The following is a 14,221-nucleotide window of genomic DNA, read 5'->3' on the forward strand; positions in this document are numbered from 1 at the left end:
GTCAGGACGCGGGGATGGGCGTGGAGCCCGACGTTCCGGCGACGTCCAGGTCGCGGAGCTTGTCCTCGATGAAACCGCGCAGCTGAACGCGGTAGTCGCGCTCGAACTGACGCAGCTCGCTGATGCGGCTTTCGAGCGTGCCACGCTCGCTCTCGAGGCGGGTGATCTCGTCGCGTGCCTTCGAGCGGGCGTCGTTGAGGATGGCGTCGGCCTCGGCCTGCGCCTCGGAGATGAGCTTCTCCTTCTGCGCCTTGCCTTCGGCCACGTGCTCGTCGTGCAGACGCTGCGCGAGCTCGATGATCCCGGCGGATGCGGCGGCCGGGGCGGCGTTCGCCGCGACGGGGGCCTCAGCCGGCTCGGCGGGAGCGGAAACCTCTTCGACGACTTGGGTCTCGGGGGCGGCTTCGGCCTCGGGAGCGGACTCCTGTGCGGCGGGGGTCTCGCCGGACTCGTAGGCGGCGAGCTTCGCCTTCAATTCCTCGTTCTCGGCGATGGTCTTGCGCCACTCGATGACGATCTCGTCCAGGAAGTCGTCGACCTCGTCGGGGTCGAAGCCCTCCTTGAAGCGAACATGCTGGAACTGCTTGGTGACGACGTCTTCGGGAGTCAAAGGCATGTGTCTTTCCTCTTTCGGGGCTCAGGGGGCGGGCCGGTCAATGAAGACCCGCGAGGCGCGAGCCGTACCCCGACAGCATAGTCCGCGGCTGTCACGGGTGCGACGACGGCGAGGTCAGTATCGGCTCAACACCTGCGTGATGGACAGCAGCACGAAGCAGATCAGCATCGTGATAGGGAACGCGAGGTCCAGCGCGATCGGTCCGATGCGCAGCGGGGGGATGAAGCGGCGGAAGAATTTGATGGGCGGGTCCGTCACAGTGAACACGACTTCCGCCACGACGAGCCAGCCGCCGCGGGGACGCCACTCCCGATTGAACATCGGGATGTACTCCAGAACCAGACGTGCCAGGAGGAACAGCACGTAGATGAGCAGGAGCGCGTTGAGGATCCCGGCGATGAGGCCGATGACCGACACGGCGTCAGTGGGTGAAGGGGGTGGAGTCCGTGTCGCCCTGGGCGATCGCGCCCTCGCCGGACACGGCGACGTTCTCCGGCGAGAGCAGGAAGACCTTGCTCGTCACGCGTTCGATACGTCCGTACAGACCCAGCGACAGACCGCTCGCGAAGTCGATGAGGCGGCGCGCGTCGGCGTCGCTCATCTGCGAGAGGTTGATGATGATCGGGATGCCGTCGCGGAAGTTCTCTGCGATCGCCTGCGCGTCGCGGTACTGCTTCGGGTGGACCGTGACGATCTCGCTCACCGTCGTCGGGGCGGGCTGACGGACGACGGCGGGACGGTGGATGGGCGTCACCGGCGCGGTCTTGTTCTCGACCTGCTTCTCCCGGCTCTCGCGGCGGGGAGCCGGCTCTTCGTAGACCTCTTCCTCGTCGGCGAGGCCCAGGTACACCATGGTCTTCTTGAGCGGGTTCGACATCGCATCCTCCGTATTGCTCGTCTGTGACGAGGCTATCCGTGCACGGGCCTCGGGCCCGTGATTGCCGAACCGATCCGCAGGTGTGTCGCACCCGCTGCGATCGCTTCGACGAAGTCGCCGGTCATCCCGGCGGAGATCCACGTGGCATCCGGCACGATCGTGCGGACGCGGTCGGCGTAGGAGGCCAGGCGCTCGAAGGCGGGCGCAGGCTCCTCACCCAGGGGGGCGACGGCCATGACGCCGCGCAGGCGGAGCGACGGGCACGTCGCGGCGACGTGCTCGGCGAGCTCGGCCACACCCGCCGGGGCGACTCCCCCGCGCCCCGGATCGTCGGTCAGATTGACCTGGATGAGGACATCGAGAATGTCGGTGTCGACATCCTCGGACCGCGCGGCGTGCAGCGCGTCGGCGAGACGGGAACGGTCGAGCGAATGCACGGCATCCGCATCGCGTCGCACCGCACGGGCCTTGTTCGTCTGGGCCTGTCCGATGTAATGCCACCGGACCGGGTCCCCGGCATAGGCCTCGCGCTTCGCGGTGAGCTCCTGCTGGCGGTTCTCCCCGACGTCGGCCACACCGAGGCGGGAGAGGTCCTGAACCAGGTCGACCGGGTGGAACTTCGTGACGACGATGCGGGTGATCCCCGAAGGATCGCGGCCCGCCGACCGAGCGGCATCCGAGATGCGCGCGTCGATGTCGGCGAGCCGCGAACGCAGATCCACGAGCCTGTTACTTCAGGAAATCGGGGATGTCGAGGTCGTCGTCGCCGAATGCCGAGTCGTAGTCGCTCGACGAGGACGACGCCGAGACGGACACCGACTCGCGCGAGCCGGCGTTCTCGGCGGCTGCGAGGTCGCGAGCCACCGTGTCGGCCGGCAGCGGCGGCAGGACCGGGGCGGATGCCGGGCGGCTCGCCGTGATCGGCTCGACCTTCACCTGGGGCTCGCCCCCGTCGAAGCCTGCCGCGATGACCGTGACGCGCACCTCGTCGCCGAGGGTGTCGTCGATGACGGTACCGAAGATGATGTTGGCCTCGGGGTGCGCGGCTTCCTTGACCAGCTGAGCCGCGTCGTTGATCTCGAAGATGCCGAGATTCGAGCCGCCCTGGATCGACAGCAGCACGCCGTGCGCACCCTCGATCGAGGCCTCGAGCAGCGGGGACTCGACCGCGAGCTCGGCGGCCTTGATGGCGCGGTCGGCACCGCGCGCGGACCCGATCCCCATGAGCGCGGATCCCGCGCCCTGCATGACCGACTTGACGTCGGCGAAGTCGAGGTTGATGAGACCCGGGGTGGTGATGAGGTCGGTGATGCCCTGGACACCGGCGAGGAGGACCTGGTCGGCCGTGGCGAACGCCTCGATCATCGAGATGCCGCGGTCGCTGATCTCGAGGAGACGGTCGTTCGGGACGACGATGAGGGTGTCGACCTCTTCCTTCAGCTTCGAGACGCCGGACTCGGCCTGGGTCTGACGGCGGCGTCCTTCGAAGGAGAAGGGCTTGGTCACGACACCGATCGTGAGGGCGCCGATCGACTTCGCGATCCGCGCGACGACGGGAGCGCCACCCGTGCCGGTGCCACCGCCCTCACCTGCGGTCACGAAGACCATGTCGGCGCCGGCGAGGGCCTCTTCGATCTCCTCGGCGTGATCCTCGGCGGCGCGTCGGCCGACCTCGGGATCGGCGCCGGCGCCCAGACCACGGGTCAGTTCACGACCCACGTCCAGCTTGATGTCGGCGTCGCTCATGAGCAGCGCCTGGGCGTCCGTGTTGACGGCGATGAACTCGACGCCGCGAAGGCCGAGCTCGATCATGCGGTTGACGGCGTTGACACCGCCACCGCCCACGCCAACGACCTTGATCACAGCAAGGTAGTTCTGGTTCTGGCTCACGCCGGCCTCCGTATCGTCCTGAACCTCGAGTGCAAACCTTCAACCTCAACCAGAGGTTTAAAGAATTGCCGAGTATGCAATTCCTGATTCCGAAGGTATGCGGCGCCGAGGCGCCCGGCCGCAGCGCGGCGGCGTGTCGCCGGATCGGATTCTTCCGTCAGCGGATGACGACCGCGGTCGGCGACGAGACGTCGTATTCCTCGACCTCGGACGGCGGCTTCGCCGTCATCGCGGCGGTCAGGACGCGAGCCTTCTCCCGCGGCTCATCCGGACTACCCCAGACCACGTCGGCACCGTCGATCGAGAGGGTGACATCCTCGGTCGTCGTCGCCGACATGGCACTGATCTGCGAGCGGAGGTCGGCCGGGAGCGACCGGTAGACGGCGCCCACCGCGCGGAAGGCACGGGATCCCGCGCCTCCTGCCGCGTCGATCACGGGGTACCCCTTCGGCGCGTCCTTCGTCGTCGCGAGCACGACTCCGGCAGCGTCGACGAGAGAGAAGCCGGCCTTCGTCGAGACGACACCGACCGGTGTCCGCTCGACGATACGGACCACGAGCTCCTGCGGCGGCCGCGCTTCGATCGAGTAGCTTTCGACCAGGGGGAAGGCGACGAGAGCCGCTTTCACCTCGCTCGAATCGATCATCGCGAGGGGTGTCCCCCTCTCACCGGAGAGCGCCTTCTCGACAGCCGCCGCCTCGAGACGGTCGGTGCCCACCACGGTGATCGTCGACACCGCGAACAACGGACTGTAGGCCGTCGCGACGGCGCCGAGAGCGACGAGGACGACGGCCGCGAGCGCGCCGAGCGACGCGTAGCGCCGACGGCGCTGGCGGACCGTGAATCGTCGGACCTCGCGGCGGAGCGCACGACGGCGGGCGCGCGCCGCCGCCCAGACGTCTCGCACTCCGAGCGGACGCTCCACCTCGGCATCCGGAGCAGGCTCCTGAGACGCGACATCGTCCGCCTGTGCCGGCTGCTCGAACGGGATGACGCGGCCCAGCCGGCCGGACCGCGCAGGCTCGAAGGCCTCGGCATGCTCGTCCGCTACCCGCGGGTCATCCGCCGGGGCGGAGGCGACGGGTCGCTGTTCCTTCGCCGACAGCGTCTCCGTCGTCTGTCCGCGCGGTGGCTCCGCGGCGCGGCGCGCCGTCGGCGTCGACGGGAGGGGCGACGGCCGCCGCATCTCAGTCCCGCCCCATGATCAGTTCTCCGCCGAGCCGAGGGCGTCGAGGACCCGCGGGATGATCCGGTACACGTCACCGCATCCGAGGGTGATGATGTAGTCGCCGGGGCGGGCGATGGATGCCGTGTACTCGGCGGCCTGCTGCCAGTCGGCGACGAATCGCACCCGGTCCTGGTCGTCGAACGCTCCGCTGACGAGAGCGCCGGTGACCCCCGGAACAGGGTCCTCGCGGGCACCGTAGACGTCGAGGACGACGGTCTGGTCGGCGCGCGACTCGAGCACCTCGGCGAACTCGCGGTACATCGCCTGCGTCCGCGAGTAGGTGTGCGGCTGGTGGAGGGCGATGATGCGCCCGTCCCCGACGACGGTGCGGGCCGCCGCCAGGGCCGCGTCGACCTCCGTCGGGTGGTGCGCGTAGTCGTCGTAGACCGACACACCCGATCGGATGCCGTGCAGCTCGAACCGGCGGACGGTGCCGCCGAACTCCTCGACCGCGCGGACGGCGCCCTCGAGGTCGTGGCCGAGCGTGAGGAGTACGGCGACGGCACCTGCGGCGTTGATCGCGTTGTGCGCACCCGGGACGGCGAGGGCGCCGGATGCCGACCGTCCGCCGTGATGGATCGTGAAGGACACCGGCCCCTCGGTGACGATCTCGCTCACGCGGACGTCGGCGTCCGCCGACGTGCCGAACGAGACGACGTTCCGGTGCGTGAGCGCGTTCGCGACCTCGCGGGCACCGGGGTCGTCGGAGGAGATGACGACCGCCTGCGAGGCGGCATCGGCGAACCGGACGAACCCGTCGTAGAACGCCTCGCGCGACCCCCAGTGGTCGAGGTGGTCGGGGTCCACGTTCGTGATGAGCGCGACGGCCGTGTCGTAGAGCAGGAACGAACCGTCCGACTCGTCCGCTTCGATGACGAACAGGTCGTCGGATCCCGTGCCGCTCGAGACGCCGAGCGAGGCGATGACGCCGCCGTTGACGAAGGTCGGATCGGCGCCGATCGCTCGGAGCGCCGTGACGATCATGCCGGTCGACGTGGTCTTGCCGTGCGCCCCGGCGACGCTCACCAGACGACGGCCGCCGACGAGCCAGTGGAGCGCCTGCGACCGGTGGATGACGGGGATGCCGAGCTCTTTGGCGCGAAGGTACTCGGGGTTCTCAGGCCAGATCGCCCCGGTGAACACGACCGCATCGACGCCGTCGGGCAGATTGGCGGCGTCGTGGCCGACGTGGACCTCGGCTCCCCGGGCTGCGAGGCCCTGCATGGCGGCGCTGTCGGACCGATCCGACCCTGAGACCCGGATGCCGCGATCGAGGAACATCCCGGCGAGTCCCGACATCCCGGAACCGCCGATCCCGATGAAATGGGCGGCGGTGATGTCCGTGGGGATGGGGTGCGAGAGATCGGGGCGAATCATGGCCCGTCAAGTCTAGGTCGGGGTCACAGGGAGAACGCCGCGGCGCGCTGGCGCGAGCGGCTCAGCAGGCAGCGCAGCGCCTCAGCGACCGAGGGCGCGGTCGATGAGGCCGAGGACGTTCTCGCTCCCCGAGCGCGTCCCCACCGTCGAGGCCCCGTCGCGCATCCGCTGACGTGCCGTCGGATCGGTCAGTAGCGGCACGACGGTGGAACGGATGCGGTCCCCCGTGAGTTCGCCGTCGGGGATGAGCACCGCCGCGCCCGCGGAGACGGCGGCCGACGCGTTGAGCGCCTGCTCGCCGTTTCCCACCGCGTAGGGCACGTAGACCGCCGGGATCCCGAGCGCGCTGATCTCGCTGACGGTCGCCGCTCCCGAGCGCGACACGATCATGTCGGCGACTGCGAACGCCAAGTCCATCCGGTCGATGTACGGAACGATGCGATAGGCGGGATCGCCCGGGTCGGCGATGTCGTTGCGCTCCCCCGCGGCGTGGAGGATCTGCCAGCCGGCCGCGACGACGTCCTGCCACGATTGCGCGAGAGCACGGTTGATCCGCACGGCGCCGAGAGACCCGCCGAAGACGAGGAGCACCGGCCGCGACGCGTCGAGCCCGAAGGCGGTGATCGCCTCATCGCGCAGGGCCGCACGGTCGAGGTGGACGATCTCGGGACGCAGCGGCATCCCGACGACGTCAGCGCCCCGCAGCGGGGTGCCCTCGAACGCGACCCCGGATGCCGCGGCCCGCCGCGCGCCCAGCACGTTCGCGAGCCCTGGCTTGGCGTTGGCCTCATGGACCACGGTCGGGACTCCGGCACGCCCCGCCGCGACGTAGGCGGGCGCGGAGGCGTACCCGCCGAATCCCACGACAACGTCGACGCCGCGCTCGCGGATGTGCGATCGGACCTGTCCTACGGCGCGGGCGAATCGAGCCGGAAAGCGCAGAGCCGCGGCATCCGGTCGACGCGGGAACGGCACCTTGTCGACGAACAGCAGCTCGTACCCGCGCAGGGGGACCAGACGCGCCTCGAGTCCTTCCCGTGTGCCGAGGACCAGCACCGTGGCGTCGGGTTCGCGAGCCATGAGGGCGTCGGCGACGGCGAGCAGCGGGTTGACGTGGCCCGCGGTCCCGCCGCCGGCCAGAAGGTACGTGGTCACCGGATCGAGCCTACCGGCGGGCAGGTGCGGCGCTCGGCGCCGAGGTGGGCAGCGTCCGGGCGAACGCGAGGAGCACCCCGCACGCCATCAGGACAGACACGAGCGACGTGCCTCCCTGCGACATGAACGGCAACGGGACGCCCAGCACCGGGAAGAGCCGCAACACGACGCCGATGTTGATGAGCGCCTGTCCGATGAGCCAGACCGTGATTCCGCCCGCTGCGATCCGGATGAACGGATCGGGCGTCTTCCGGACGATGTGGAAGGCCCCGACGGCGAGGAGGGTGAACAGAGCCAGGACGACGACGCACCCGATGAGGCCGAGCTCCTCGCCGACGATCGCGAAGATGTAGTCGTGCGACGCCGCCGGGAGCCACGCGTACTTCTCGCGCGAGTTGCCGAGACCGAGACCGAGGACACCGCCGCTTGCGAGGCCCCAGATGCCGTGGAGCGGCTGGTAGCAGCCCTTGTAGTAGTCGTCGAGGCAGTTCGGATCGAGGAAGCTCGTGATGCGGGCCATGCGGTTGGGGCTCGTGACCGCGAGGAACGCGACGACGGCGACCGCGACGATCACGGGGATGATGAACACCCGCAGTTTGACGCCCGAGAAGAAGAGGGCCCCGAGCAGGATCAGCACGAGGATCATGGCCGTGCCGAGGTCCTTGCCCGCGAGCACCGAGCCGATCACCATGACGGACACCGGGACCACGGGGATGAAGACGTGTCGCCACAGGCCCAGGAGGGTGTGCTTGCGGTACAGGACGTACCCCAGCCAGAGGGCGAACGCGAGTTTCAGGAACTCGGACGGCTGCGCCTGGATGCCCGCGATCGAGATCCAGTTGCGGTTGCCGTCGAAGCCGTAGCCGAGACCGGTGAAAACGAGAAGCTGACCGGCCTGCGCGACACCGAGCGCGATCCAGGAGATCCGCTTCCAGAACAGCATCGGCAACCGGCTCAGCACGAACATGAGCGGGATGCCGACCACGGCGAACACGCCCTGCTTGATCGCGGTCTCGAAGGGACCGCCCGCGCCCGAGGTCGCCATGGTCGCCGACAGCACCATGACGAGCCCGAAGATCGTAAGGATCAGCGCCGTCGAGGCGATGAGGAGGAACTCGCTCGGGACCGGAGCGAAGGCCTTGCCGAGGGCGACACGCGCCGTGAAGGCCGAAGACCCGCGGTCAGCCGGATCCGACGGGGCCGGACGGTCGGTCGTGGTTGTCACCGGCGTCCCTTCCGATCCGTGCGTTCACCGCGTCGGCGAAGCGCCGACCGCGATCCGAGTACGAGGCGAACTGGTCGAAGGACGCCGCTGCCGGAGCGAGGAGGACCACGTCTCCGTCCTGCGCGACGCCCGCCGCCAACGCGACGACCTCGGTCATGACGTCCTCAGTCTGGGCGTGGTCGACCTCGAACAGCGGTACCGCCGGGGCGTGTCGCGCGAAAGCGCGCACGATGTCCGCGCGGTCGATGCCGATCACGATCGCGGCCGCGACCGAGGGGCCGCGGGATGCGACGAGTTCGTCGATCTCCACGCCCTTCAGGAGCCCCCCGAGGACCCACACGGCTCCCGGGTAGGCCTGGAGGGAGGATGCCGCGGCGTGCGGGTTGGTCGCTTTGGAGTCGTCGATCCAGGTCACGCCGTCCGACACCGCGACGACCTCGATCCGATGCGGATCGAGACGGAACCCTCGCAGCGCATCTCGGACGGCGGCCGGGGGAACGTCGATCGAGCGGGCCAGGGCCGCCGCGGCGAGGATGTTCGCGACGACGTGGGGTGCCGCGAGCCCCGCCTCCGCGAGCTCGTCGACCGTCGTGAGTTCCAGTGCGTTCGTACGGCGCTCATCGAGGAAGGCGCGGTCGACCAGGATGCCGTCGACGACGCCGAGATCGCTCGGGCCGGGAACACCGAGATCGAAGCCGATGGCGCGGCATCCCTCCACGACTTCGGCGTCTTCGACCATCTCCCGCGTCGCGATGTCGCTCTTGTTGTAGACGCAGGCCACGCGCGTCTGCTGGTACACGACCGCCTTCGCGTCGCGGTAGGCGTCGAACGACCCGTGCCACTCGAGGTGGTCCGCAGCGAGATTGAGGCAGACGCTGGCGTACGGCGACACCCGTCCGGCGTCGTCCGAGAGACCCAGGTACCAGAGCTGGTGGCTCGAGACCTCGACGACGAGCACGTCGAAGCCCGCGGGGTCCCGGACCGCGTCGAGCACCGGCACCCCGATGTTCCCGCACGGGGCGGCGCGAAGGCCACCCGCCACGAGCATCGTCGCCGTCAACTGGGTCGTGGTCGTCTTGCCGTTGGTGCCCGTGATGAGCATCCACTCGGCCGGCGTACCGTCGGGCCGGAGGATCTTGTCGCGGACGCGCCAGGCGAGCTCGATGTCGCCCCACACGGCGACCCCGACCTCACGTGCCCAGGAGACCACGGGGTGGTGCGGCGGGAATCCGGGCGACGCGATGACGACGTCCGGGCGGTGGGCGATCAGCCCCTCGGGGACGGAATCGAGGGGCCCCTCCCACAACCCCGCACCGATGACGGGGAGCAGCCGGGCGTACTCGTCGCTCGCCGTCTCAGTGACGACGAGGACGTCCGCACCCAGCTCGGCCAACGTGTCGGCGACCGAGAACCCCGTCATCGACAGGCCGAGGACGACGACGCGCAGACCCGACCAGTCGGCGTGCCAGCTGGTCAGGCGAGTGAGGTCCGCGGTCACAGGGCCGCCAACCAGCCGACGTAGAACAGTGCGACGCCGAAGATCGCGAGCATGCCGGCGATCACCCACATGCGCACGACGATCGTGATCTCGGGCCAGCCTCGCATCTCGAGGTGGTGATGGAACGGACTCATGAGGAAGAGCCGCTTGCCACCGGTGGCCTTGAAGTAGTACCGCTGCAGGATGACCGATGCGGGAGCGATGATGAACACGCCGGCGAGGACGATCGAGAGGATCTCGGTGCGGCTGAGGACGGCCATCGCGACGATGACACCGCCGATGGCCATCGAACCGACGTCACCCATGAACATCTTCGCCTTCGGGGCGTTCCACCAGAGGAATCCGACGAGGGCGCCGACGAAGGACGCAGCGACGACCGTGAGGCCCATGGGGTCACGCGTGTCGTAGCAGGCGGCGGTGTACTCGGTCACGAGAGCGGCCGAGTGGCAGCGCTGCTGCAGCTGCCAGAAAGTCACCAGACTGTAGGCCGAGACCGTGAAGATGCCGGCTCCCGTGGCGAGACCGTCGAGTCCGTCGGTGAGGTTCGTGGCGTTGGACCATGCGACCGACATGAACGAGATCCACAGGAGGTAGAGGATCCACCCTGCCACGGCCCCGAGAGCCATGAAGGACAGCGTCGGGATGTCGCGGAAGAAGGAGATGTAGGCGGACCCCGGAGTCTCGCCGTACTGGTTCGGGAAGTTCAGCGCCATGACGGCGAACGGCACGGCGACGGCCACCTGGCCGACGATCTTGCGCCACCCCGACAGACCGAGGCTCCGCTGGGAGCGGACCTTCATGTAGTCGTCGATGAAACCGATGATCCCGAGGCCGACCATCATCCACAGCACGAGCAGGCCCGAGACGGTCGGTTCGGTGCCCCCGGTGTAACTGCCCACGAAGAAGCCGACGATCGTTCCCAGGACGAAGACGATGCCGCCCATCGTGGGCGTCCCGCGCTTGGTGTGATGGCTCGGGTTGTTGATGTCCTCGGGTGTGCGGATGACCTGCCCCCAGCCGATCTTCCGGAAGAGCCGGATGAACAGCGGGGTGAGGAACAGGGTGAAAGCCAACGAGATCGTCGCGGCGGCCAGCAGGGATCTCACGAGAAGAATTCTCCCAGACGGTCGCCGAGGAACCTGAGCCCGGCGGAGTTGGAAGACTTCACCAGCACGCGATCACCGTCGCGCAGCTCGGCCGTCAGGTAGTCGTAGGCTTCGTCGGCGGTCTCGAAGAAGACGGCTTCGCCATCCCAAGAGCCCTCGCTGATCGCGGCCAGGTAGAGCCGTCGCGCAGCGGTGCCGATCACGACGATGCGCTCGTAGCGCAAGCGCACGGCCTGCAGTCCGATGCGATCGTGCTCCTCCCCCGCCTGCTCACCGAGCTCGGACATCGCGCCCAGCACCGCGACCTTCCGCTGGCCGGGAGCGGTGATCTGGGCGACCGTCCGCAGCGCTGCGGCCATCGAGTCGGGGCTCGCGTTGTACGCGTCGTTGATGATGCGGACACGGTCCGTACCGAGTGGCTGCATCCGCCAGCGTTCCGCGATCTCGACCGTCCCGATGCGAGCGATGGCATCGGACGGATCCACGCCGAGCAGCTGCGCGACCGTGATGGCTGCGAGGGCGTTCATGACATGGTGCTCACCGAGCACCTTGAGGTGCAGTGGCAGCTCGCGCCCGTCGACGTGAACCGTCGCGGTCGTTCCGGATGCCGTGACCTCGACATCGTCGGCGCGAACGTCCGCTGCGGCGCCGCGACCGAACCACCGCACGTCGGCGCCGCGCTCTTGCGCCGCAGCGGCCATCGCAGCGACGCGGGCGTCGTCTGCGTTGAGAACCGCGGTCCCGCCGGGCCGCAGAGCCTGGACGAGTTCGGTCTTCGCCTTCTGCGTCGCCTCGACACCCCCGAACCCGCCCGCGTGGGCGAGCCCGACCATGAGCACGGCACCGATGTCGGGCGTGATGAGACCCGCGAGTTCCGCGATGCGACCCGGGCGCGATGCGCCCAGCTCGCTGACGAGGAAGCGGGTGTCGTCGGTGACGCGGAGCATCGTGACGGGCGCGCCCACCTCGTTGTTGAAGGACGCGCGCGGGGCGACGGTCGGCCCCTCGTCCTCGAGGATCCGCGCCAGCAGGTTCTTCGTCGTGGTCTTGCCGTTCGAGCCCGTGATGCCGACGACCTGCAGGTTCCCGGCCGTACGTACACGCGCGACCACGTCCCGAGCCAGGGCGGCCAAGGCAGCGACGGCGTCGGGGACGACGATCTGCGAGATCTCCGTGTCGACGCGACGCTCGACGATGGCGAGCGTGGCGCCGGCTTCGGCGGCGACGTCGACGAACAGGTGTCCGTCGGTGACGTCGCCGGGCTTCGCGACGAAGACCGAGCCCGGCCCCATCTCTCGCGAATCGGTGTCGACCGTGCCTGCGACAACGGTCTCAGGCGTGTCCGCACCGTGGAGGTGGAGGGTGCCGCTGACGGCGTGCGTCACCTCGGCGAGCGTCATCCGGATCATGCTGGGGGTCTCCTCGTGCGCTCGGTTCAGCCGGTGACGGGCAGGAGGGGGGTCTCCGAGCCCGACGGCATGATGCGGTAGTGCGTGAGCACCTGCGCCATCGCCTTCTTGAACACCGAGCGGTTGGCCGACGACATGCGCTGCTTCTTGGGCTCGTCGAAGACCGTCAGGACAACATACTTCGGATCCTCGGCAGGAGCGAAGCCGACGAGCGACGTGAAGTACAGGTTCTTCTTGTAGCCTCCGCGACCGTCGGAGATCTGAGCGGTGCCCGTCTTGCCTGCCATCCGGTAGCCGGGGAGGGCCACGTCATCGGCGAGCGTCCCCTGAGCGAACACGTTCTCGAGCATGAGCGACACCTCCTTCGCCGTCTCCTCCTTGATGACGCGTTCCGGGGCGGCGACCTTCGGGTGGATGACCTCGCCGTCCGCCTTCGTGCAGGATTCGACGAGGGATGCCGGCATCCGGACCCCGCCGTTGGCGAATGTCTGATACGCGTTCGCGACCTGGACGGCGGTCACGGTGAAGGCCTGACCGAAGGTCGTGGCGTACTTCGTCTGGTTGTCCCAGGTGTCGGCGGGCCGGAGGATCCGTTCGGGTTCGCCGGACCAGCCCAGACCGTCGGCCTCGCCGGCCCCGAACTTCTTCAAGTAGTCGTATCGGGTCTGCGGATCGACCATCGCACCGAACTGCGACATCGCGACATTCGAGGAGGTCACGAGTCCGCCGTTGAGTGTGAGGTCCTGTGTCGCGTGCTTCTCGGAGTCGTTGACGACCGCGCCGTTCTTGAACACCATGCGGTCGGGAACCGTGACGGTCGTGCCCGGCGTGACGCCCGCCTGCTCGATGGCCGTCGCCGCGGTGACCGGCTTGAACGTCGAACCGGGTTCGAACGAGGTCCGGAGGAGGCGGGAGCCGCGGTCCTCGGACTTACTGGCGCCGGGGTCGTTCGGGTCGACCGAGTCCGTCTCGGCGATCGCGCGGATCTTCCCCGTCGCGACCTCCATCACGAGAATCCCGCCCCAGTTGGCCTGGTAGCGGTCCGTCTCCTCCGCGATCAGCTGCTGCATGTACCACTGCAGGTCCGAGTCGATCGTCAGCTTGAGTGTGCCGCCGTCGACGGCGGGCTTCTCGACGGCCGTGCCGGGGATCGTCACGCCGTTCGCGCCGCGCTGGTACTTGATGCTCCCGCTCGTGGGTTCGAGACACGAGTCCTGCAGCTTCTCGACGCCCTCGAGAGGCTCTCCGTCCGATCCCACGAACCCGATGATGTTCCCGGCGACCGCGCCGTCCGGGTACGAGCGCGAGGCGACTGGTTCGAAGGAGAGGAAGGGGATCCCGAGATCGTCGAGCTCTCGGAACTCCGCCGTGGACACGAGACGCTTGATGACCTGGTAGCGGCTTCCGGAGTTCTTCGCGTATGCGTCGTCGACGATCGCGCGGACCTCGTCGGCGCTCTGTTCGGTGACTTTGGCGATCTCGGCTGCGATCTCCGGCCACGTGACCATCACGGTGTCACCGGCGTCGTCCTTGACGATCGCCCCGGTGTCGTCGCGGAGGGACATGCCCTGTTCGGCGAGGTGGGGGTCGATGACCACGTTGTACCGGAGCATGCTGGTGGCGAGCGGGTTGCCCTTCGCGTCGACGATGGCGCCGCGCGCGCCTTCGAGCGTCGTTGTCTTCTGCATGCCTTTGCTGAAGGCGTCCTCGACGTGCTGGCTCGCGTTGACGACCTGGATGTCGATGAGACGGGCGACGAAGGCGACCAGCACGACCAGGACGACGGCGAGGGCGACGACGGTGCGACGGCGCGGACTGCGGGTTGCTCGAGTCGTCATGT

At 68.8% G+C, this 14,221-nt stretch carries 13 protein-coding genes; all 13 read right to left on the reverse strand.

What is annotated here, in order from left to right; genetic code table 11:
• Position 1 precedes the first annotated feature (1 nt).
• The 13 genes from BBA86_RS06420 to BBA86_RS06480 all read right to left on the reverse strand — a co-directional run bounded on the left by BBA86_RS06420 (position 2) and on the right by BBA86_RS06480 (position 14,219).
• Positions 2-616 (reverse strand): DivIVA domain-containing protein, encoded by a 615-nt coding sequence (locus tag BBA86_RS06420; RefSeq protein WP_065570804.1) that lies wholly within the window; start codon positions 614-616, stop codon positions 2-4.
• A gap of 114 nt (positions 617-730) precedes the next feature.
• Positions 731-1,033 (reverse strand): YggT family protein, encoded by a 303-nt coding sequence (locus tag BBA86_RS06425; protein ID WP_065570805.1) that lies wholly within the window; start codon positions 1,031-1,033, stop codon positions 731-733.
• 4 nt (positions 1,034-1,037) lie between these two features.
• The gene (locus tag BBA86_RS06430) at positions 1,038-1,493 is read right to left on the reverse strand and encodes a cell division protein SepF (RefSeq protein WP_065570806.1); all 456 of its coding nucleotides are present in this window, start codon (positions 1,491-1,493) and stop codon (positions 1,038-1,040) included.
• A gap of 32 nt (positions 1,494-1,525) precedes the next feature.
• The gene (locus BBA86_RS06435) at positions 1,526-2,215 is read right to left on the reverse strand and encodes a YggS family pyridoxal phosphate-dependent enzyme (RefSeq protein WP_065570807.1); all 690 of its coding nucleotides are present in this window, start codon (positions 2,213-2,215) and stop codon (positions 1,526-1,528) included.
• A gap of 7 nt (positions 2,216-2,222) precedes the next feature.
• Positions 2,223-3,383, reverse strand: a complete 1,161-nt coding sequence (ftsZ, locus tag BBA86_RS06440) for a cell division protein FtsZ (RefSeq protein WP_065570808.1) — start codon at positions 3,381-3,383, stop codon at positions 2,223-2,225.
• Positions 3,384-3,540: 157 nt separating this feature from the next.
• Positions 3,541-4,569: an FtsQ-type POTRA domain-containing protein gene (locus BBA86_RS06445; protein WP_065570809.1), complete on the reverse strand. Its 1,029-nt coding sequence runs from the start codon at positions 4,567-4,569 to the stop codon at positions 3,541-3,543.
• An 18-nt stretch (positions 4,570-4,587) separates the two neighbouring features.
• Positions 4,588-5,988 carry a UDP-N-acetylmuramate--L-alanine ligase gene (gene murC, locus BBA86_RS06450; RefSeq protein ID WP_065570810.1) on the reverse strand — a complete coding sequence of 467 codons (1,401 nt, stop codon included), beginning with the start codon at positions 5,986-5,988 and terminating at the stop codon, positions 4,588-4,590.
• Between the two features lie 81 nt (positions 5,989-6,069).
• Positions 6,070-7,143, reverse strand: coding sequence for a UDP-N-acetylglucosamine--N-acetylmuramyl-(pentapeptide) pyrophosphoryl-undecaprenol N-acetylglucosamine transferase (locus BBA86_RS06455; protein WP_065570811.1), 1,074 nt, complete (start codon positions 7,141-7,143; stop codon positions 6,070-6,072).
• Positions 7,144-7,153: 10 nt separating this feature from the next.
• A complete protein-coding gene (gene ftsW, locus BBA86_RS06460) occupies positions 7,154-8,368 on the reverse strand; it encodes a putative lipid II flippase FtsW (protein WP_065570812.1) in 1,215 nt (404 codons plus the stop codon).
• Positions 8,325-9,866, reverse strand: a complete 1,542-nt coding sequence (gene murD / locus BBA86_RS06465; protein ID WP_065570813.1) for a UDP-N-acetylmuramoyl-L-alanine--D-glutamate ligase — start codon at positions 9,864-9,866, stop codon at positions 8,325-8,327. Before murD ends, ftsW begins: the two co-directional genes overlap by 44 nt.
• A complete protein-coding gene (mraY, locus tag BBA86_RS06470; protein ID WP_065570814.1) occupies positions 9,863-10,972 on the reverse strand; it encodes a phospho-N-acetylmuramoyl-pentapeptide-transferase in 1,110 nt (369 codons plus the stop codon). The genes murD and mraY overlap by 4 nt, the downstream gene beginning before the upstream one ends.
• Positions 10,969-12,381, reverse strand: coding sequence for a UDP-N-acetylmuramoyl-tripeptide--D-alanyl-D-alanine ligase (locus tag BBA86_RS06475; RefSeq protein WP_065570815.1), 1,413 nt, complete (start codon positions 12,379-12,381; stop codon positions 10,969-10,971). The genes mraY and BBA86_RS06475 overlap by 4 nt, the downstream gene beginning before the upstream one ends.
• A gap of 26 nt (positions 12,382-12,407) precedes the next feature.
• The gene (locus BBA86_RS06480; protein ID WP_065570816.1) at positions 12,408-14,219 is read right to left on the reverse strand and encodes a peptidoglycan D,D-transpeptidase FtsI family protein; all 1,812 of its coding nucleotides are present in this window, start codon (positions 14,217-14,219) and stop codon (positions 12,408-12,410) included.
• Positions 14,220-14,221: the final 2 nt, after the last annotated feature.

The organism is Microbacterium oleivorans, from assembly GCF_001691565.1.
In the GTDB taxonomy this organism is placed as follows: domain Bacteria; phylum Actinomycetota; class Actinomycetes; order Actinomycetales; family Microbacteriaceae; genus Microbacterium; species Microbacterium oleivorans_B.